At 48.9% G+C, this 20,986-nt stretch carries 20 protein-coding genes; 10 read left to right on the top strand and 10 right to left on the bottom strand.

All coding sequences use genetic code 11. The annotated features are described in order from the left end of the window. Window positions 1-12: 12 nt before the first annotated feature. Together ABH897_RS24035 and ABH897_RS24030 are read left to right on the top strand one after the other, a co-directional pair. Window positions 13-489 (top strand): disulfide oxidoreductase, encoded by a 477-nt coding sequence (locus ABH897_RS24035; protein ID WP_283654356.1) that lies wholly within the window; start codon window positions 13-15, stop codon window positions 487-489. 168 nt (window positions 490-657) lie between these two features. After that, on the top strand, window positions 658-1,155 hold the full coding sequence (locus ABH897_RS24030) for a CcdC family protein (RefSeq protein ID WP_283654355.1): 498 nt from the start codon (window positions 658-660) through the stop codon (window positions 1,153-1,155). Window positions 1,156-1,643: 488 nt separating this feature from the next. On the opposite strand, the gene map is transcribed toward ABH897_RS24030, so the two are convergent. Then, window positions 1,644-2,390, bottom strand: coding sequence for a type I methionyl aminopeptidase (gene map, locus ABH897_RS24025; RefSeq protein ID WP_137061384.1), 747 nt, complete (start codon window positions 2,388-2,390; stop codon window positions 1,644-1,646). Window positions 2,391-2,605: 215 nt separating this feature from the next. Between map and ABH897_RS24020 the strand changes: the two genes are divergently transcribed. The 4 genes from ABH897_RS24020 (at window position 2,606) to ABH897_RS24005 (ending at window position 6,677) form a co-directional block, all read left to right on the top strand. Beyond that, on the top strand, window positions 2,606-3,301 hold the full coding sequence (locus ABH897_RS24020) for a GntR family transcriptional regulator (protein ID WP_283654354.1): 696 nt from the start codon (window positions 2,606-2,608) through the stop codon (window positions 3,299-3,301). A gap of 130 nt (window positions 3,302-3,431) precedes the next feature. Next, window positions 3,432-4,793, top strand: a complete 1,362-nt coding sequence (locus ABH897_RS24015; RefSeq protein ID WP_404592817.1) for a GntP family permease — start codon at window positions 3,432-3,434, stop codon at window positions 4,791-4,793. Window positions 4,794-4,834: 41 nt separating this feature from the next. Next, window positions 4,835-6,388 carry a gluconokinase gene (gene gntK, locus ABH897_RS24010; protein WP_404519821.1) on the top strand — a complete coding sequence of 518 codons (1,554 nt, stop codon included), beginning with the start codon at window positions 4,835-4,837 and terminating at the stop codon, window positions 6,386-6,388. Window positions 6,389-6,494: 106 nt separating this feature from the next. Beyond that, window positions 6,495-6,677 (top strand): hypothetical protein, encoded by a 183-nt coding sequence (locus ABH897_RS24005; RefSeq protein WP_044646279.1) that lies wholly within the window; start codon window positions 6,495-6,497, stop codon window positions 6,675-6,677. A 169-nt stretch (window positions 6,678-6,846) separates the two neighbouring features. On the opposite strand, the gene ABH897_RS24000 is transcribed toward ABH897_RS24005, so the two are convergent. The 3 genes from ABH897_RS24000 to ABH897_RS23990 all read right to left on the bottom strand — a co-directional run bounded on the left by ABH897_RS24000 (window position 6,847) and on the right by ABH897_RS23990 (window position 8,895). Further along, a complete protein-coding gene (locus ABH897_RS24000; protein ID WP_412177974.1) occupies window positions 6,847-6,945 on the bottom strand; it encodes a YjcZ family sporulation protein in 99 nt (32 codons plus the stop codon). 140 nt (window positions 6,946-7,085) lie between these two features. After that, on the bottom strand, window positions 7,086-7,901 hold the full coding sequence (locus tag ABH897_RS23995) for a serine/threonine protein kinase (RefSeq protein ID WP_404592816.1): 816 nt from the start codon (window positions 7,899-7,901) through the stop codon (window positions 7,086-7,088). 172 nt (window positions 7,902-8,073) lie between these two features. Beyond that, on the bottom strand, window positions 8,074-8,895 hold the full coding sequence (locus ABH897_RS23990; RefSeq protein ID WP_404592815.1) for a MerR family transcriptional regulator: 822 nt from the start codon (window positions 8,893-8,895) through the stop codon (window positions 8,074-8,076). A gap of 592 nt (window positions 8,896-9,487) precedes the next feature. Here ABH897_RS23990 and ABH897_RS23985 point away from each other — a divergent pair. Beyond that, the gene (locus ABH897_RS23985; RefSeq protein WP_283654349.1) at window positions 9,488-10,444 is read left to right on the top strand and encodes an L-lactate dehydrogenase; all 957 of its coding nucleotides are present in this window, start codon (window positions 9,488-9,490) and stop codon (window positions 10,442-10,444) included. Between the two features lie 652 nt (window positions 10,445-11,096). On the opposite strand, the gene ABH897_RS23980 is transcribed toward ABH897_RS23985, so the two are convergent. Genes ABH897_RS23980 through ABH897_RS23960 form a run of 5 tightly spaced genes read right to left on the bottom strand, consistent with a single transcriptional unit; the run spans window position 11,097 to window position 15,580 of the window. Next, a complete protein-coding gene (locus tag ABH897_RS23980) occupies window positions 11,097-11,825 on the bottom strand; it encodes an ABC transporter permease (protein ID WP_404592814.1) in 729 nt (242 codons plus the stop codon). Further along, entirely contained in the window at window positions 11,825-12,541 is a 717-nt protein-coding gene (locus ABH897_RS23975) for an ABC transporter permease (RefSeq protein WP_283654346.1), read from the bottom strand. The genes ABH897_RS23980 and ABH897_RS23975 overlap by 1 nt, the downstream gene beginning before the upstream one ends. Continuing rightward, window positions 12,538-13,455, bottom strand: a complete 918-nt coding sequence (locus ABH897_RS23970; protein ID WP_404592813.1) for an ABC transporter ATP-binding protein — start codon at window positions 13,453-13,455, stop codon at window positions 12,538-12,540. Before ABH897_RS23970 ends, ABH897_RS23975 begins: the two co-directional genes overlap by 4 nt. Window positions 13,456-13,514: 59 nt before the next feature. After that, window positions 13,515-14,906: a sensor histidine kinase gene (locus ABH897_RS23965; protein WP_404592812.1), complete on the bottom strand. Its 1,392-nt coding sequence runs from the start codon at window positions 14,904-14,906 to the stop codon at window positions 13,515-13,517. Continuing rightward, the gene (locus ABH897_RS23960; protein ID WP_404592811.1) at window positions 14,906-15,580 is read right to left on the bottom strand and encodes a response regulator transcription factor; all 675 of its coding nucleotides are present in this window, start codon (window positions 15,578-15,580) and stop codon (window positions 14,906-14,908) included. The genes ABH897_RS23965 and ABH897_RS23960 overlap by 1 nt, the downstream gene beginning before the upstream one ends. Before the next feature lie 150 nt (window positions 15,581-15,730). Between ABH897_RS23960 and ABH897_RS23955 the strand changes: the two genes are divergently transcribed. Both ABH897_RS23955 and ABH897_RS23950 read left to right on the top strand, forming a co-directional pair. Beyond that, on the top strand, window positions 15,731-17,494 hold the full coding sequence (locus ABH897_RS23955; protein ID WP_404592810.1) for an alpha-glycosidase: 1,764 nt from the start codon (window positions 15,731-15,733) through the stop codon (window positions 17,492-17,494). A 138-nt stretch (window positions 17,495-17,632) separates the two neighbouring features. Continuing rightward, window positions 17,633-19,009, top strand: coding sequence for a transcriptional regulator (locus ABH897_RS23950; RefSeq protein ID WP_283654342.1), 1,377 nt, complete (start codon window positions 17,633-17,635; stop codon window positions 19,007-19,009). Window positions 19,010-19,081: 72 nt separating this feature from the next. On the opposite strand, the gene ABH897_RS23945 is transcribed toward ABH897_RS23950, so the two are convergent. Beyond that, window positions 19,082-19,234, bottom strand: a complete 153-nt coding sequence (locus ABH897_RS23945; RefSeq protein ID WP_014279467.1) for a hypothetical protein — start codon at window positions 19,232-19,234, stop codon at window positions 19,082-19,084. A 261-nt stretch (window positions 19,235-19,495) separates the two neighbouring features. On the opposite strand from ABH897_RS23945, the gene ABH897_RS23940 reads away from it, so the two are divergent. Next, window positions 19,496-20,956: an alpha/beta hydrolase family protein gene (locus tag ABH897_RS23940; protein ID WP_404592809.1), complete on the top strand. Its 1,461-nt coding sequence runs from the start codon at window positions 19,496-19,498 to the stop codon at window positions 20,954-20,956. The last annotated feature ends 30 nt before the right edge of the window (window positions 20,957-20,986 follow it).

Raw genomic sequence — 20,986 nt, 5'->3', positions numbered from 1 at the left:
AGGAGCGTTACTATGATTGGATCGTTTAAAAAAACAGATATAGCTTTGTTTGCCGCCTGGGTTGTGGCTTGTGTGGCCACATTAGGCAGTCTGTATCTCAGCGAGATTTTGGGGTACGAGCCTTGCAAGCTGTGCTGGTTTCAACGCATTCTGATGTATCCCCTAATCCTTTTGCTCGGAATCGCTTATTTTCGGGGAGATACGGGAATACGTCGTTATGTCATGCCGCTGGCTATTATTGGAGGCGCCATTTCGGCCTATCACTTTACGATTCAGCGTATCCATGCAGCCGCCAAAGCGGCTACGCAGGCTTCAACCTCCTGTGGCAGAGTATCCTGTGAACAGGATTATCTGAACTGGTTTGATTTTATTACCATTCCTTTTCTCGCACTCATCGCTTTTATCCTTATTATTGCAGCCATGGGGTATATCATGCGTCAGGAGAAAAAATCGGCGCAAGGAGAGGTACAAGCAGAGAATCTTGCATAAGTATGATAGAGGCCCAAGGACGTGGGGTCAGTCACCACAATCGAGCGTATAATCCGCTTGCCGGAGGAAAGACTGTAACTAAATATATCCATTACATATGTGGTATAATGAACAAGATTTGCAGTCTGGCCAATAACGCTTACATTTCTTATAGAGGGGGCCCAGTCCATGATTCATATCAGCACCCCAATTCTGCAATATGGCGCAACCTTCGGCATGATCTTGATCGCTGTTTCGGCTATTTTCATCCGTATGAAGACAGGTCATCGCCCGGTTAATGCCAAAAAGATTATCATCCCTCCGCTCGGTATGAGCACTGGCTTTATGATGTTTATCGTGCCAGAGGTACGAGTTCCCTGGCTTTGGGCAATGGGTGCTTTTCTGGTCGGCTGGTTTATTTTCTCGTATCCGCTGATCCGCAGCACCAAGTTTGAGATGCAAGAAGGACAAGTTTTTGTACAACGCTCACGCACCTTCTTTTTTATCCTGATCAGTCTGCTGATCGTTCGCCTGCTGCTGCATGAGTTTATCCAGCGCTACATTACCATTCCACAGACGGCGGGGCTATTTTTCATCCTCGCCTTCGGGACATTGCTGCACTGGCGACTTCGTATGTATTTTCAATATCGTCAGCTTAATCCGAATGAGGCAGAAGTCCGAATCTGACAAACAGATACTCGCGTGCTGCAAGCATGTTGTTGCATACACCCGAGCATTTTGCAACAATCCCAAGAGCGATTTCAAATCAGCAATGTATAGATCGAAACGGTTTAGTTCGTCTATCTATTGTACTTTCGAGCGTTGGGAATCGAATGTTACAAAATGCTGAACCCAAAAGACACGATCTTCCAACAGGAGTCGTGTCTTTTGGGCTTGTTATAGAGCTGCATCACACCTGCCCGGAAAAAGCTTCCCGATTGCGCCCTTCCGTCTTCGCAGTATACAGCATCCGATCCGCCTGCTCGATCAGCTCTTCGCACTGACTCTGACGCTCGGAGAGTTACATATCAGCATCACTTACTTTGACTAGCACCTTGCCCAAATGATCTCCCTTAAACAAGGCGAGAAAAGGCGAATATACATAACAGCGAGGTGCCTATGCTAAAAGAGACTGCCCTTTGGACAGCCCCTTTTCTGTAATACGCCTACCTGGTTTATTGCTGTGTCAAAATGATCGGGCCGTCCGCTGTAATCGCCAGCGTATGCTCGTATTGCGCCGACAAACCGCCGTCCATTGTACGCGCCGTCCAACCATCCGCATCCACTTTGCTGCGGTAGGTGCCCGTATTCAGCATCGGCTCAATTGTAATGACCATGCCTTCCTTCAAGCGCGGTCCGCGATGCGGTGGTCCATAATGCGGCACCTGCGGTTGTTCATGCATATCTTCTCCGATGCCGTGACCGATGAATTCGCGTACAACCGAGAAGCCTTCCGCTTCCGCATAGGTTTGGATCGCATGGGAAATATCGCCGATCCGGTTACCGATTACAGCCTGCTCAATCCCTCTGTACAGGGATTCCTTGGTAACGTCCAGCAGCTTTTGTGCCTGCTCGGAAACATTACCCACTGCATACGACCAGGCGGAATCCGCCAGCCAGCCGTTCAGGTTTACAACCATGTCAATCGTCACAATGTCCCCGTCCTTCAACGGTGTCTTGTTCGGGAAACCGTGGCAAATGACATCGTTAGGCGATCCACAAGTCGCAAACTGGTAACCGTTGTAGCCCTTTTGTTCCGGCGTTGCGCCATGCTTTTTCATAAACGATTCCGCGAAGGCATCAATTTCCAATGTTGTAATACCCGGCTTGATCATTTTGGCAATTTCCCGGTGGCAAGCAGCTAAAATTTCGCCAGCTTTCTTCATATTTTCAATTTGTTCTTTGGTTTTAATAATAATCATTAAACGGTCTCCTTCTTTTCCGTGTTCGTTCCACTTTCACTGCTGCTTTTTTCTGCTTCTTTTCTGCCTCTATTGTAACGCTAAAAGCATTGAAATGGAACCGATGTCCATTGACACCGTTTACAAGTATCTTTTACGGGGTATATAATACTTCATAACTTGTATACAAGTATGCCCGAAAGAGGCAACCGAAATTTCCAGATAGGAGTATGCACATGAAATATCCGTCAGTCTGGCTACAGGGTGCATCGCTTGGTGAAAGGATTGCTTGTGAGCTTCGACTTCAGATTATCCGTGGTATGCAGGCACCCGGCACGGTATTATCTGAAAATCAGATTGCTGCCGATTTTGGCACCAGCCGTTCTCCTGTTCGTGAAGCGTTAAAAGTGCTCTCCAGTGAAGGATTGCTTCGCTTGGAACGCATGGGAGCGATTGTCATAGGCATGACGCCCGCTGATATGGAGGAGCTTTTCGATGTGCGAATGCTGATTGAGCATTTTGTTGTACAAAGATTTGTACATAGAGACAATGCAGGGTTGGTGACCGCTTTAAACCGGATGATTGATAAAATGGAAGTCGCTCTCAAGCACAGAGACGTCGTTGAATTTTCTCTTCAGGACTTCAATTTTCATGAGACTCTGGTGCTGGAAGCAGGCCATACTCGTATTCTCCACACCTGGAACGGAATGAGGCAGTTGATCCTGACGGTCATGCTGGCTGCCACAGAACAACGCTTTACGTCCAAGATTGAAGAATCCCAAGTCACGATTCACAAACATCGTACCTTTGCAAACGCTTTAAACCAAGGGAGCGCTCAGGAGCTGTCCGAATTTATCGAGGATCATTACCGGGACACCCGCAACGCGGTAAACGACAGCGTTCTGTCCCCTTACCGCAAGAGTCTGTCCTAATCTGCAAAAGGTATAAAAAGAGCCGCTGCACCACGCTTTATGTGTTCTAAGCTGGCGCAGTTCCTTTTAGACTAAAGTTGTCGACAAGTATACATGTACTACACATTAACGCATAAGGAGGCACTACTTCATGAACACCCTATTCGGCTTGAGCCATAACGCTTCACTACTTACGTGGGCGCTAATTACCATCATTCTTTTGATTTTGCTGATTGCCAAGTTTAAATGGAATCCCTTTGTTTCACTACTGCTTTCCTCCGTATTTCTCGGGCTGGTTAACGGGATGCCGGGACATGAAGTTACTGCCTCCATCACCAAGGGCCTTGGCAGCACGCTTGGGTCCATCGCCATCGTCATCGGGCTGGGCACCATGCTCGGTAAAATGATGGCAGAATCCGGCGGTGCCGAGCGTATTGCCACCACACTTATGGACCGGTTTGGTGAAAAACGTGTCCATTGGGCCATGATGATCGTAGGCTTTATCGTGGGTATTCCGGTATTTTTCGAAGTTGGCATTATTTTATTAATTCCGATTCTGTTCACGGTCGCCCGTAAAATGAATATGTCACTGCTGAAAATCGGTATTCCCATGCTGGCGGGGCTATCGACGGTACATGGACTTTTGCCGCCCCATCCGGCTCCGATGATCGCGATTGAAGCCTTTAACGCCAATATCGGACGCACGATAGGGTATGCGCTCATCGTCGGTATTCCTTCCGCTATTATTGCAGGTCCGGTCTTCGGTGCCTGGATTGGCAAAAAAATTATGGTCAGACCCTCCGAGAAGCTGGACGAGCAGTTCACCAATACAACAGGACGGCCGCTGCCACCTTTTGGGATCACATTGTTTACGATTTTGCTGCCTGTTATCCTGATGCTCAGCGGATCGGTCGCTGAAATTGTGGACCCGTCCAATATGCATCCACTTACGGTATTTTTCAAATTCATCGGTGATGAGGTTATGGCGTTACTGATTGCGGCTGTATTTTCGTTTTTCTCACTTGGTTACGCACACGGTTTGAAGAAAGAGGATTTATCCCGTTTTACCAGTGAATGTCTGGCCCCCACAGCCTCTATTATTTTAATCATCGGCAGTGGGGGCGCGTTTAAAACCGTATTGATCGACAGCGGCGTAGGTCAGGCCATTGCAGCGGTGGCTACGGGGGCGCATATGAATGTAATCGTGTTTGCTTTTCTGGTCGCTGCGCTCATTCGTGTAGCCACCGGGTCCGCTACGGTCGCGATGACGACAGGCTCCGGTATTGTCGCACCTGTGCTGGCACTTACACCCGGCGTGAATGTCGAGCTGGTTGTCCTTGCTACAGGGGCGGGATCGCTGATCCTTTCGCATGTGAATGACGCCGGTTTTTGGATGATCAAAGAATTTTTCAACATGACGGTTCCCCAGACTCTCAAATCATGGACCGCTATGGAAACCATCCTCTCCCTAGTCGCCTTCGGTTTGATTATGCTGCTGAGTGTGTTAATTTAACGATAATGAGCTAATAACGGTAAGTGAAGGGGAGATTGAATATGGCAGAAACCCGATATATGATCGGCGTCGATATCGGTACGACCAGTACGAAAGCAGTGCTTTTCGAAGAAAACGGCAACATTGCTGCTCAGCATCATGTGGGCTATCCGCTCCATACACCTGAGCCGGATGCGGCCGAACAGGACCCGGAGGATATTTTCAAAGCCGTCGTGACAACGGTGCAGGAGGTCATGAAACAAAGCGGAGTAGCAGCCGAGCATGTGCTGTTTGTCTCCTTCAGTTCGGCCATGCACAGCGTTCTGGCGGTGGATAAGAACGGCAAGCCGCTGACCGCCTCCATCACGTGGGCAGATAACCGCAGCGCCAAGTGGGCTGAAGCGCTCAAGCATGAATACAACGGACATGACATTTACTTGCGCACCGGGACCCCCGTTCATCCCATGTCGCCGCTGACGAAGCTGATGTGGATTACACGGGATTTGCCGGATATTGCTGCACAAACGTACAAATATATTTCTATCAAGGAATACGTATTTGTCCGATTGTTCCAGCAATATGTCGTGGATCATTCGATTGCATCCGCTACCGGCCTCATGAATTTGGAGCAACTGGATTGGGACGAGGAAGCACTGCGTATTGCCGGTGTGACGAAGGAACAGTTGTCTGAGCTGGTTCCCACGACTCATGTCCTGAAGGGACTGGATGCGACCTATGCGCATGACATGGGCTTGCTGGAGACGACTCCTTTTGTCATCGGAGCCAGTGACGGTGTCTTGTCCAACCTTGGTGTGAATGCCATCAAACCGGGGGTTGTCGCTGTCACGATCGGTACCAGCGGAGCCATCCGTACCGTGGTCGATAAGCCGTTGACCGATGACAAGGGACGTTTTTTCTGCTACGCATTGACCGAAAAGCTGTGGGTGATCGGCGGCCCGGTGAACAATGGCGGCATTGTGTTCCGCTGGATTCGCGATGAATTTGCAGCCTCCGAGGTGGAAACCGCCAAACGACTGGGGCTTGATCCGTACCATGTGCTGACCCAAATTGCGGAACAGGTACGCCCCGGCTCGGACGGCCTGCTCTTTCTCCCGTATCTGTCCGGTGAACGTGCGCCCCTGTGGGACCCGAATGCCCGCGGCTCCTTCTTCGGCTTGTCCCTGCGTCACAAAAAAGAGCATATGATCCGCGCCGCTCTGGAAGGTGTGCTGTTCAACCTGTACACGGTTATGCTGGCCATGGAAGAGGTCATCGACAGACCTTCGGTCATTCACGCCACTGGCGGATTCGCACGCTCGGAGCTGTGGCGACAGCTCATGGCGGATATTTTCGATCAGGAGGTCATTATCCCGGAAAGTCTGGAAAGCTCCTGCCTTGGCGCAGCTATTTTGGGCTTGTACGCACTGGGACGGATTGATTCGCTGGACGCTGTATCCGGTATGATCGGCACCACTCACCAGCATAAGCCCGTGGCAGAGCATGTGGATATTTACCGTGATTTACTGCCGATCTATATCCGTATTTCGCGTAAATTTGAAGATGAGTTCAAGGATATTGCCGAGTTTCAGGCCAAATCCTTAAAACCTTTAAAATAGTGGAACCCGTCCCAACACCGCTGCGTATTACCGTTTCATAAGAACCTGTCTATGTCAGAAAACGATCTAAAAATCAGTTGGACAGGATAAGAAGGAGGATTAGACGATGCTCAAAAAATTACTGCACCGCCTGCTACATTCCACCTCTCATTCTCATAAGCGGAAATACAGCAGCTCGGACCGTTATTACGAACGTAAACGCCGCTCTTCATCCGATTTAGGATACAAGAACAGCCATAACGGGCACCAATATTACAAGGACAAACGCCGTCATTACTCCAGTTCGTAAGTAAAGAGCTGCGACGAATGAAACCAGGCATAGGAAGGAAGCCAGTGGCTCCTTCAAACCTTATAAAGCGAAGACCCTTCTCATCAAGGGCCTTCGCTTTATTGTTGTGCGCCCGGCGTTATGCAGGGCAACATCTGTGCATTTTACAAGAAATCGTCTATTAACAAAATTACAGAAACAGAGTTTTGGATATGATTACCAGCAAAATAAACAGAACCAGAATCGCTCCTACAGAGGTCCAGGCTCCGCCGTACCCCATACCGCCCATCCCACACATATGACTCATTTACAACACTCCTTTCGCTCATTTACAGGATCATTGTATGTAGATACGGTCAGATGCGTAAGGGGGGCATTACCCCATTTTTACGGCGAATGCCCGTTATTTTTATGGATGATCTTTATGGACTAGCCTTCCTGCTGCACCAACGCCTTCTCCAGCTCCAGCATAAACTGGCGACTATGTTCATACCTTGGGCCAATCTGAAAAAGACGTTCCAGCAGATGGCGTACAGGTGGACTCAGCTTCAATTCTTCCTGCCAGCTTCCCGGCGGTTGATCCGGTTGAGGCTCGTAACTGCTATACAGCATAAAAAGCATCAAATGCCCGACATCGTACAAATCGCTGTAGATGGCGACATCCTGTCGTTCGGGTGCACGCTTTTCCAGCATAGATTGGGTAAATACATCCTCCTGCTGCTCGCCCATCGCCAGTGCAAGGCCAAAGTCGATCAGGTACGGTTTCCCTTCGCGGTGGATCACATTGGGAATGCGGATATCCCGATGGATGTAGTCCTGTTCATGCACATGCAGAACCCGCTCCATTAGCTCCAGGGTGTAGACGATACATTCCTGTTCGGTAAAAGAACGCCCCTGTTCAAATATAAGCTCCTCCAGCGTCATACCGGAGATATATTCCATGACCAAGTACAGTTCATTCCGATGCTCCGCACTTTCGAGCAGCCTCGGGATATAGGGATGTTCCATTTGTCGCATAATGTCGGCCTCACGCTGCAACAGTTGAACACCTTTCGCCCGCTTGCTCGGTCTGGGTAGCTTGACCGCTACCTCCTGCCCATTATGCTTGTCCAGACAGAGGTAGGTCAGACCATAGCTTCCCATACCCAGCAGCGAAAGAATATGATAACGTCCACCCAGCAGATCGCCAGGCTGTTTCGGGTAATCTATCCAAGATTCGTAAGCATTCCGTAACCAAGTAAACATTCTAATAACCCTTTCCTATTCATCCTGCGGCATGTTATATATGTGGCTTGCTCTAGTCTTCTTGTATGCGCCAGGTGCCCTAAATCCATTCACTCCGGTCTGTTCCGCTATTATACCATCCACAATAAGACCACCAGAACCGGGAAGGTCTGATGGTCTTATTGTGGATGATCTATGCCTCTCTACGTCTGCGTGGTGCCAAACCGAGCCAGGACAGCAGCGAACCGCGGGACTTACGCTGTCTGCCCTGATAGGTGCGCAAATTGGTAATTAACTGTCGATCCCGTTCCTCTTCCACCCGTTCTTTCATCCAGCGCTTTTGGTCCTCCAACTGATTGGAAAGGTTGATGTTCTTTTCCACCAAACTGCTATGCTCAGTTTCCAGCTCTTCCAAACGACTTCGCATCTCCAGTAGAGCACTCTGCACCATAATCTGCATCTCCGTCAGTGCTTGGGACTCTATAGGCTCCTGCGTTTGTATCTGCACTGGTGTTTGTTCCAGTTCTTCTTTTTCCCTCTCCCTTGTTTGCTCCAGTCTGTGCTCAATCGTTAGCGCCAAGGTATGCATCTGTTGTTCCTGCACGCTCACTTCATCCTCTAATCCTGCCGATTCAAGAGTAGCAGCGGCTTGCGCCTGCATTACAGACTCATCCCTGCCCTCTGCGGCAGCCAATATTTCCTCCCAGGTTGCAGCCAGCGACTCACCATCCGATACGGGTGGCAAGCGGACACCTGCATCCTCGATCTGGAAGGGTGCGGTTACCCTCTCAAGCACCACTTGAACCGCCTGCTCCATCGTCAAATGTTCCTCACGCAACGCCCCTCGCATCAGCTTCAAGCACTCTACATCCTCTGGACTGAACATTCTCGATTGATTGGCGGAACGCGGGAACACATAGCCCTGCTCCTCCAGCGCTGCCGCATATTTACGAAGGGTACTGGCCCCGATTCCCAACTGCTTTGCCGCTTCCGTCGTCGATCTGCTTTCTTCCATTGATCATTACCTCCCCGGATGGTATGGAAAGAAATAAGCTTGTATATGTACAATTCGCGGAATCAAATGGAAACCCTTTGGCAAAAATGTTCTAATATTGCGGACTGCTAGGAACCTTTGTCATAAGCGAATATTTTATAAAAATGCAAGAAGCGACTTCAAATCAACCATATACAGTCGGATAAACCAGCTGAACATAAAATATGACAAAGTACGTGGTACCTCGCCTAGTCCCCATTCAATAGGGCGTCTTTCTAGAACCGTCACATAAATGTCACACTTCACATGATCCTATGGCATAATTCCTATCATCAATGCGTCGCAAAGTACAAACAATGCGGATACCACCTCAAAAGAAGCTACTCACTCCCTGCAATCCACACCTGCAAAAACACTGCGTATTCCACGTATTCTCTATATTTCAGCATATATATGTGCCTCTGGTCATAGTTGTTTTTATATTTTTCGGAATGAAGGCAAAACAATGGATATTTCCAAAAGCCCAGCAATATGTTATGTTATGTAACGTAAAATGGGTTTCAGACATAATTTATAGCACATTAACGTTCGCTGGAACGAGGAGGAAACATAAATGAAGGGGAAGGCAAGGAAAGTAGCTATTGTCGGCGCGGGTATGGTCGGTTCGAGCTGTGCCTACTCAATGGTCAATCAGTCCATTTGTGACGAAATTATGATGATTGACCGCACGTATGACCGGGCTTTGGCCCATGCACTGGATCTGTCTCATTGTATGGATTTTACGTCCACACGTACCAAGGTACATGCAGGAACATATGCAGATTGCACGGATATGGACGTTGTCATTATTACGGCTGGAGCTAACCCCAAACCAGGTCAAGATCGTCTGTCCGTACTGGATGATGCGGTGATCATTACGCGCGAAATTGTAACGGCGATTATGGAGAGCGGCTTTGACGGCATTTTCGTCATTGCCGCTAATCCTGTCGATATTGTGACCTATCTTGTACAAAGCATATCCGGTCTGCCACGCAACAAGGTGATCGGCACGGGCACCTCCATTGACTCGTCCCGGCTTAAAACGCTACTTTCCGAGGTGTTTTCCATAGATCCGCGCAGCGTACAGGGGTATGCTCTTGGCGAGCACGGCGATTCCCAATTCGTTGCATGGTCACACGTTACCATTGGCGGCAAGCCAATCCTGCACATCCTGCGTCAGCATCAGGAGCGGTTCAGCCACGTCGATCTGGATGACATCGCCCGCAAAACGAAGGATGCAGGCTGGGAGATTTTCACTCGCAAAGGTGCTACTTATTTCGGTATTGCCAATGCGCTGGCGTATATTACCCGGTCCATTTTAAATGATGACGGTAAAATTATAGCGGTTTCTGCCGTATTGGATGGCGAGTACGGGCACACGAATGTCTGCACAGGTGTTCCGGCGATCATCGGCAGCAAAGGAATTCAGGAGGTCATCGAGCTGGAGCTAAGCCCGGAAGAACAAGCCAAGTTCGACGCCTCCTGCCGCTTCATCAGCGATAATATCCGTGCCATGTCGGGCTTAGTATAAAATGTGTCATACGCCGGATTGAGATGTATTATCATATTTTATCAATCCGGCGCGATTTGTACTTCAAAAAAAATCCACTTATCCAATACACTATCTTCATTCTAAAAGCTGTAGAGAGACCATGATATTGAATCTGTGGTTCACGAGGCTGTCATTCCCTTGAGCTATCATTCCGATAAAGAAATGGTTCGTTTTTTTGGCACAAATTAGCTACGAAGTTGCCACACTCCTTCAAGGCGAGGTGTATTTATGATTTATATAGTTTTTCACCAACTGAACCCCCTTGTCCCCACTCTGCTCATCTGCCCTCTAATCGCCATTATAATTGGAATTATGTGCGCAATTCTCCATTCGAGGGTTCTACTGGCTGTAGGTGTAGCTCTTTTACTTCCCCTCCTGTTTATCACAACAAATATTGCTACCTTTAAATCTAACCTGGACGCATGGGCGATGTACGGTATTATTTATGCCCTGACGACCTATGCCGCATTTAGAATAACTTCCCGAGCTAGAAGTTGACTGATCTTTATGTACCCATGCTGAAATGTGACCCGGAAGAATGATAACTTTAAAACAAATGACCCATAAGAGGGTCATTTGTTTTAATAGAGCCCTTGAAAAAACAGATAGAGCTGAACCCTCATATTCCGTCCTATATTTCTTTACGACGGAATACCGTCAGGCCCGCAATCCCAAACACAGCAAAGCTGCCCAGGACAACCGTAATCAGCGTATCGGCTGGTACGATGAATGCCCCGAAGCTGTCTCTTCCGGCAGGCATCATCGCCAGCACAGGCTGTACCCACGGATAGTACGGACCGTAAGTCTGTGAGTTGGCGACCAGAATATTGGGCACTGTGAAAACAAAGTTCAAAGCGAGCGGCGCGGCAAAGCTGGACCACAGGAAAGACACCATCAGCTGTAACGCAGCCAGCGGCAGACAGGCTACCCAGCCTGCGAGCAGACTTTGGGCAATGATTGCCCAAGGGATCGGCCCGTTCATGTCCTGCACAGCTCCGACACCCAGCAGCGCTCCCCCGAACAATAGCTGAGTCAGCCCCACCAAAGCCATAATCATCGTCAGCTTGGCTGCGTAGAGACTGGTGCGGGATAATGGCAGCGACAGCAGTTGCTTCCAGCCGCCGCCCCCATGCTCGAATCGGCAGACCATGGATGCAAATACGGCGGTCAGCATCGGCATGAACAGCAGCGCATGCACTGTGAGCATGCTAGATAACAATGCCAGCCAATTCCCTCCGGGGGTCGACAGTAGTCCGATCAGAACGGCAATCGCCGGGCTGACGAGCGCAAGCAACCAGACGGGCGACTTGGCTATTTTCAAACGTTCGACAGAAAGCAGTCGTACATATCCTCCGAGCATTACGCCACATCCTTTCTGCTAAAATGAGCCGCCGTCAGCAGACTGAGAAGCGCACCCATTCCGCAGCCAATGGACGCAAACATCCACGCTTGAGGTGCAGCCCATGCGAATCGGGGCCAAGCCAGCGGAAAATACCCAGATAGCTGGGAAGCAAACAAGCTGCCGATGCCTAGCGTAATGCCCAGTGTTACAGGCAGTGCCTGATTATGAAACGTGACTGTTAGCCACAACAGTAGTACGAGAATGGGCAGTGTACCTCCCAAGGGCCAGAACCCGAGCCGCAGCAATTCTCCTATCGGAGCAGGCTCTCCCCCGAAGCCAAGTATCATGCCCAGTCCCCACGTTCCAACGGTAAGTAGCAGGCAGGATACACACAGCATCCCGATAGCCAGCGTCAGCTTGGCCATATAGACGCTGAATCTGGAGATCGGCAAGGCCAGCAGTTGCTTCCATGAGTTGGACGAATGCTCCACATTCGCCAGCATGGAAGCGACCATCGCGGCCCCTAACACCAGTGCAATGGGAACAAAAACAGCGATGTTATCCATCAAGGCTTCCCACAGATGACCCTTGCTGCGCGGAATCAGATAATCATAACGAAGCCCGAAATTCAGCGCCTGCATCGCCACCAGCCCAAGGGGGCCAAGGAACACCAGAAACCAGATCCCCTTCCTGCGCGCTTTGAGCAGATCCGCAGTCAGCGCTCGCAGCATCATAGGGAAGTCCCTCCTTTGCCGACGACCTGCATGAACATATCCTCCAGGGATTTTCGGCGTTCCTCTACCCGGTATATAGCATGCGTATTTTCGACCAGCCTTCTGACCAGCAGCGCTACAGCCGCATCATTCATGTTTTCAAAATCCAGAGCAGCCCCGTCCCTCACCGAATGATAACCCTGCTCACGTGCAATGAGCTGGGCTGTTTCCGGGTCCGACGTCACAATACGAATACCCCCTGCGGATTCCTGACGGAGATTGTGAATCGTATTCTGGAAAACCAGTTCTCCTTCGCGGATAATTCCCACCGTATTCGCCATATGCTCCACTTCGCTCAGCAGATGGCTGGATACCAGCACGGTGATTCCTCGTTCCTTGGGCATCGCCTGAATCAATGCACGCATTTCCTGAATGCCCTCCGGGTCCAAACCATTGGTAGGCTCGTCCAAAATAAGCAATTCCGGATGGCCTAGCAGCGCGGCGGCGATACCAAGCCGTTGCTTCATGCCCAGCGAGTAGCCCTTGACCGGGCGTTTGGCATGCTTGGTCAGTCGAACGACTTCCAGCACGTCCGCAATGTTCTCCTTGGGCACATTTAAAATGCGACGAATGGCCTCCAGATTTTCCACTGCGTTCAAATGACCGTAATACGAAGGGTATTCGACCAGCGAGCCTACTTTACGCAAAATATCCAACTTATGTTTGCGGATATCCTTACCGAATATGCGAATCGTTCCCCGAGTCGGGCGAATGAGTCCGAGCAGCATACGGATGGTTGTCGTTTTCCCCGCTCCATTTGGGCCGAGAAAGCCGTAAATATCTTCCCGCCCTATTTTCAGATCCAGCTGGTTAACCGCAGGACGTCCTTTGTATAATTTGCTGAGACCGTTCGTTTCAATAATGTATTCGTTCAAGTTCCTCACCTCGACACCTATCGTAACGTGCCAAGTTTAAGACCAAGGGAACTCTTAGTTTAAGTTTTGTTTAAAAAACGGATTTGTGTCCCGACGGATGAACTGACAATGTCCCTCTCCAGATTCATTTCACGGGCCAGCAATTCAGTAATCGCCAACCCAATCCCGGCTCCTTTCTCATTGGATTGCTGCTCCATTCCCGGCCCTTTATCCACAATGACTAATGCCTCTTTCCCGTTATGTTCCTCTATATGGATACCGATATATCGGCCTGAGGCGGCGTGGCGAACTACATTTTGAAAGAGATTGTCCAGCAAACGGCGGAAGCCCTGCTCATCGACCTTCCACACGATACTATGCTCAGGCAAGTCGATATCCACCTCAAAGCCTTCCTTTTCCCAAACCGGATACCAGCTGGCCGCACACTCCCGCACCAGCCGCAGGATATCACGCGGTTCGTTATTCAACGTGTATTTGCCGCTGGAGAGAAGATTATAGGCAAGCAGGTTGTCGATCAGACTTCCGAGGTCTTTTAGCTTGTTTTCCATCAATGAAATAGACTGTTTTCCCCTGTCACTCAGGTTTTCGTCGTCCAATGTGTACAGGTGGCTACGTACGACCGTAAGCGGCGTCCGAATATCGTGTGACAGATCAGCGACCAGCCTTTTTCGCAGTTCTTCCTCTTGGCGCTCACGTCCCCGGCTCTCGGCCAGTTGCTCGACCATCTGATTGAACGCTTCCTCCAGCTTGCCGATTTCATCCGACCGTCCAGTGCTGACAAGAATGGGCAACCCATCCTCTCCCCGTTGTGACATAGCTACCTGAAGCCGCACCAGTCTGCGCCGAATGCCTCCAAAAAACAGGAGAGATACGAATATAAAAGCTGCAAGTATCAGTAAAATAAAAAAGAGGTAGTACAGCATCATGCTATTGTCCGTACGCTGCTGATCAAAGAACGAGCGAGGAATTTTTAATACCATATAGCCCTGATCGGTGTTCTTCTGACCACCGCCAATAAATGAAACTACAGTAAATAAGTCTGAATTCATGGCTTGCTTCATAAATACAACAGCCTGCGTCGCATCCCATTGCTTTGGAACGTCAGGTTGTGCGGGGAGCTCCAGCCTTGTTTTCCCCGCTGCATCCACCCAAAATATCTGTGAATCGGGAAAAGTATCTCCCTGTATTTTGCGTAAATGGATTGAAATTTGCTCCGGTGTGGCTTCTTTTAAGGCTACGGCTTCACGATGCCAGCTATCTTCGGTCCGGGAACTGGAGGGATAATGTGGATTTGCAGGCTTCATATCCGTAACCCAACCAGACAAGACACTACTTACAATTATCATAGTAGGCAACATGATCGGCAACAGCATCATGGCAACCACAATAATGATCAGATAACGGAACAGCAGCGAATTTCGGAAACGTGTTCCCTTTCGCAGTCCGTTCATTATGCCTTCACCCGATAGCCTACACCACGGATCGTCTCAATGATGCGGGGAGTAGCGGGATCAACCTCCAGCTTTTCACGCAGATGCCGGATGTGGACCATTAGGGTTTTGTCCCCGTCGATATATGGATCGCCCCACACGGCTTCATACATTTGCTCCTTCGTCATAATCTGGCCCAAATGGCGCAGCAAATAAGCAAAAATATGATATTGCTTGCCTGTCAGCGTAATTTCTTCCCCGGTATCACGGTTCACAATACGGTTATCGGGAGGGTACACTGTCAGATGTCCCAACTGCAAGGATTCCTCGGGCACCGTACCTGAACGACGCAGCAAAACCTCCATACGTGCAATCAGCTCGTCCGGATGAAAGGGCTTCGTCACATAATCGTCGGCAAAATCCAGCCCTTGCAGCTTATCGTCAATGGAGGTTCGGGCTGACAGCATAAGAATCGGAAGCGCCGGCCGCTCCTTCTTGAGCCGTTTTCCAATCGTAAATCCATCCAGACCAGGTAGCATCACATCCAGAATCACAAGCTGGCATGTATGGGATGCTTCCACAGCTCCATCCCCGCTGCGCAGCCACACCACAGCATAATTCCGCTCTTCCAAATACTGATGCATCCAAGCGCCGATATCCTGATCGTCCTCGATATATAACACATTTGTTTTCATTGACACACACCTACTTATCGTTTTTCTTTTATGTAATGGGCATTATAGCATTTATGATACATAACCCGCGTAAAAAGGTTAATAACTACCTTATACGACATATGCTATATGATTTCAAATTCTACGGCTCGCAAAAAGGAGGAATGCCATATGCTGCTGGAAGCGATATATCACCATCCGAAGCGCAATTGGGCTTTTGGTTATGATGATGCAACCCTATTTTTACGGCTTCGTGTGAAGAAAAATGACCTGACCGCTGTGCACGCTCTCACCGGGGACAAATACGACTGGGATCGTACCCGACAGCTCATTCCGATGTCCAAATTCGCCACCGACGGCAGATTTGATTACTACCAATGTACCGTAAAGCCCACTCACCGCCGACTGAAATATGGATTTTTTCTGGAAGACGAAGAAGAACAATTATGGATGAACGAGAACGACTTTACCACCCAAGAACCTCAAAATGCAGACGGCCTGTTCCAATACCCGTTTTTGAATCCAATTGATATTCTCAAACCACCTGCATGGGTGAAGGATGCGGTTTTTTATCAGATTTTCCCGGAACGCTTTGCGAACGGTGACCCCTCTATAAGCCCGGAAGGTGCCGAGACATGGGGGGACACGCCGCGGACCGACAATTTTTTTGGTGGCGATCTACAGGGGATCCTAGATCATCTGGACCACCTGAACGAGCTGGGGATTAACGCCCTGTATATGACGCCTGTCTTCAAGGCGACGACCAACCATAAATACGATACCGAGGATTATATGGAGGTGGACCCGCATTTTGGGGACAAGGAGACGTTAAAAAAACTGGTAGACACCTGCCACGACCGGGGAATCCGGGTACTGTTCGATGCAGTGTTCAATCATTCGGGACGTACCTTTAAGCCGTTCGTGGACGTACTGGAAAAAGGCGAAGCCTCCCCTTACAAGGACTGGTTCCACGTACATAGCTTCCCGCTGGAAGTGGTGGATGATACACCGACCTACGATACCTTCGGGCTGGAGCCGATGATGCCCAAGCTGAACACTGAGCATCCTGAGGTGAAGAAGTACCTGCTGAAGGTGGCAAAATATTGGATCGATGAGATTGGCATCGACGGGTGGCGGCTGGATGTGGCAGACGAGGTGGATCACGCCTTTTGGCGAGAGTTCCGCACTACGGTCAAGCAGGCCAACCCGGATGCGTACATTCTGGGTGAAATGTGGAATGAATCGTCTGAATGGCTACAGGGTGACCAGTTCGATGCGACGATGAATTATCCGTTCACTTATGCGGTGAATGATTTTTTCGTCAAAAAAGAGTCCGATGCCCAAAGCTTCGCCTTTGCCATCGGACGGCAGCTGGCCCGCTATCCGCAGCAGGCCTCTGAAGTGGCCTTCAATCTGCTGGATAGCCACGACACGCCACGCCTCCTGACGCTGTGTGGCGATGACAAGCGGCTGATGCGGCTGGCCGCTCTGTTCCAATTCACGTACATGGGCGCGCCCTGCATCTATTACGGTGATGAAATCGGTCTGGATGGAGATGCCGATCCAGGCTGCCGCAAGTGCATGGAGTGGGACCCTGACAAGCAGGACCGCGAGCTGTTCGACTTTTACCGCGAGCTGATTGCGCTGCGTAAGGAGCACCCGGCACTGCGTGCTGTGGGAAGCCTCACTTTCCTGGAGGCAGAGCCGGAAGGCGCATCCCTCGCCTATGAGCGCCGCAGCGAGGAAGAGATGCTGCTCGTGCTGTTTAACCGTTCCGGTAAGAGCCATGTGTTTGAGCTGGACATTCCCGAGCAGGAATGGGAATTGGCTTTTGGCGAAAGCCAGTGGTCCGCAGGAGCGAAGGGCTTACGCGCTGAGCTTCCAGCCTATGGCTACGCCGTGCTGAAGACAATGCCTGCGACGCGGATGGAATAGACGCTCTCCTTTTAATAAACGGAGTAGTCTCATCCCTTGAGGCTACTCCTATCTACATACAAACATTCCCAAAACGGTGATATAATATATTCAGATAATCGCTGATTTAGCATCCGGATTGTGAAAGGGGTGGTTTATTTGGAACATACAACCACGATACGCACAGAGCTGGAGCAATTCATGGCACGAGAAGACCTAAGCATTACGCAATTTTGTGAAATGGCGGATGTAGAAACGGAAACAGTCCATGCTATTCTGGGCAAAAAAATGCTATTCTCGGTAGAGCAACTGGATCGGGTTACATATGGTATGCGACTGAATCCAGGCCACTTTTATGGGCATTACATCGAGGAATATTTGGTCCAAGCTGCCCATGATTGGCGCAATATTAAACCTTTTTTATACCGATGTGAAGAACTGAACAAGCTGGATTGCATTCAGCAAATCAGCTATTTAGGGTTGAATAATGCGACTTACGCTCCTCTGTTGTTCGAAGTAGCTGAGGATTTTTTCAAACATGACAAACATGCCGCCGCAGCCCTTCTTTATAAAAATATCGTCAAAAGGGAGGGGGGCCGACGTTCAGAAAGACTGGCTTTGTGCCAGTATCGCTTGTTTATTCTTGGCCTGGGGCCTGATAAAGAACAAAACGTGGAGGCTGCTAACCGGGTTTTTACCCTTTTGGATCAGCTTGACGACATCGACCGACTCGACGCATTAAGAGAACTGGCGAATGCATATATACAAGGAAAATTTTGGGATTTATCCAAGGACCTGGCTCAGGATATGGACGATGAGGCTAATATTCAATACCTTCTTATGCACCAGCCCAATAAAGTTAATCAGGAACCACTCAAAAAGCCACAAAGACCAATGTTCTTTTATATGGCCTATTCTAACTATCTTCGTGCGAACATTTGTGAGGCCCAGGGAAACTACAAGCAAGCACTACAATATACGTATGCGTATGCTGATCTAAGCTGGGTGAAGGAGACGGATGAGGAAACTCAATACTGGCTGAACAAATGTAAAGGATGGGCACGGTCCAGTCTATTTTTATATAAAATGCTAACCGGAGATGTAAGCGCTATTTTGGATTATGTTAAATGCATTGAAGCTTCACAAACGGAGCTGATGCCGGGATTGTTTAAAATCGTCAGAGCCGCCAATCAACAGAATATCAAGGTAGACTATTTTCTTAAAAAGTTCGACACAGACATTGCAGCCTTTATTGCGCGGGAAAAAGCTATTGTTACGTATACGCACAAGATCACGCCAGATTTATATATTCTTTTTCTGTATGAGTTGTCACACTATTATTTAAGCAGAGGGGCATTTGACGTTGGTTTTCGGTATCTAATCGACGGTATGGAAAAAGCCTTTGAGGTCAATAATAAATCCTGTATCATTAAATATATTGGGCTTTATGAGCATTCCCGATTATTTGCGTCCCGTGAAACTGATGCAGAATATAAGAGATTAATGGACGGAATGTATTTGAACGATGATGACTAACTCAGGCTAAACTCAAACAACGCGCGTCGATTGAGTATCGGCACGCGTTGGCTACATAACTTTTTTAACAGATTATTTATTTTGAATATCTGTTCTTACTACCCCGACATCAGAAGCATTGATAGAAATGGGGTTGCCACCTTGTCCAGACTGAGCTGAAGAAGATTGTCTGACGTCTACCGAAATTTTCTTATTTTTAAAGCCGCTTCGTCTCTTTCTTCCCAAAGCAATTACCTCCTTAAAATACGTGATTTTCCTTTAAATCTCTCATTTGCGAGTCCCCTGTTCAGACGGATATAAACCATCCTTGAGTCGATCTCAACTGCGAAGAGATATGTTATATGAATATGCTAGAGTAGGAGAAGTTGTATCGGCGAATAGTAGATCATAGTAGAAAAGAGGCTGAGGGTTGGAAAATACCTGGTGCTTGACCTTGTAGTATACTTCAACGTTTATGCTTGATCTAAAGGATGGAGGTATTACATCATGAGGACACTTGAGATCGCTGTGCTGCTGGTCAGCTTGGCCGCCGCAGGCGTTATTGTGTTTAGAAAAAGAGAAAGGCGGCTGGATACAGCCGTATTATCTTCCCTCGTATTGGTCGTACTGCTGCATGGAAATATGGATCATTTTCGCTTGCAAATGCTTCCGACCTATCTTGTTGCATGGATACTGATCCTCGGATTTATCCTTAGAATCATCAAGCCCCAAGCTAAAGAACGTCTCCAAACTCGAAAAAATATATATATGAAAAAGGGGCTGCTAACTATGGTCGTTATGGCTTTAACAGCCGGATCTATGTACTTGACGCATGTATTGCCTGCCTTCTCGCTCCCTGAACCGACGGGGAAATATGCTATTGGCACCATTTCGCAGCATTTGACCGATCAAAGCCGTGACGAAACCCTCAGTGCAGTACCTGGCGACAAGCGGGAATTGATGGTCAATGTCTGGTACCCTGTCGACCCCGATGTTGCAAAACAAAAACCCAAAGAGCCCTACCCTGCTGAGCTGGGAGAAGCCATCAGCCTTGTATTCGGAATACCGAAGCAGCTATTCAGTTACCTCACAACGATTCCTACGCATGTCGTCCAAGGTGCGGAGATATCAAACGCTGAGGCAAAATATCCGGTGCTGCTGTTCTCACCCGGCGTCCGTTCTACCCGTTTCCAGAGCATGACGGCTGTGGAGGAACTCGTGAGTCATGGCTATATTGTAGTGGGCATGGATCATCCCTACTCTTCAGCTAAAGTTTCCTTCCCTGATGGTCGGGTCATTCCCTACACGCCGGAGCCCGAATTCCCGACATCGGCTGAGCTATATGAAAATAACGTAAAGGGTGTCAGCATTCGCGCAGCCGATTCCCGATTCGTGCTGGACACGCTTACGACATGGAATACACAAGATCCTAACGGATTGTTCGAAGGCAAGCTGGATCTGGAACATGTGGGCATATTCGGACACTCCTACGGCGGGGCGACAACAGCTGAAACCTTGGCGCAGGACCAGCGTTTTAAAGCGGGTGTCAGCCTGGAGGGTGGATTCTGGGGAACCGTCGCCCATACCGGATTGCAGCAGCCCTTCATGTATATGATGACAGGAACCACGGCCGAGAGCTTAAAACCGTCGGTTACGAAAAAAGATAAAGTCTTTTATACGGAATTTGCCCCCGATCTAAAGTCTGTCATGACCAAAAGTCAAAATGATACCTATTATTTGACGGTTGATAAGCTCTTCCATCAGAGCTTTACGGATCTGGCCCTGATTTCACCCTCTCTTTTTGCTAAAAATATAGACCCTGTGCATAATATTGATATTACGAGATCGTATGTACGAGCCTTTTTCGACCAATATCTTAAAGGTGAACAGCAGCCGCTATTAAAAGGCGCTTCGCCTGAATATCCCGAGGTGTCGTTCGATCCAACGTATACGAAAAAGAGATCATAGCTGTTTCTGATATAAAAGTAGCGATTTTAC

Source organism: Paenibacillus sp. RC73, assembly GCF_044908085.1.
Lineage (GTDB): Bacteria > Bacillota > Bacilli > Paenibacillales > Paenibacillaceae > Paenibacillus > Paenibacillus terrae_A.
This window is presented reverse-complemented; position numbering and strand designations above follow the sequence as displayed.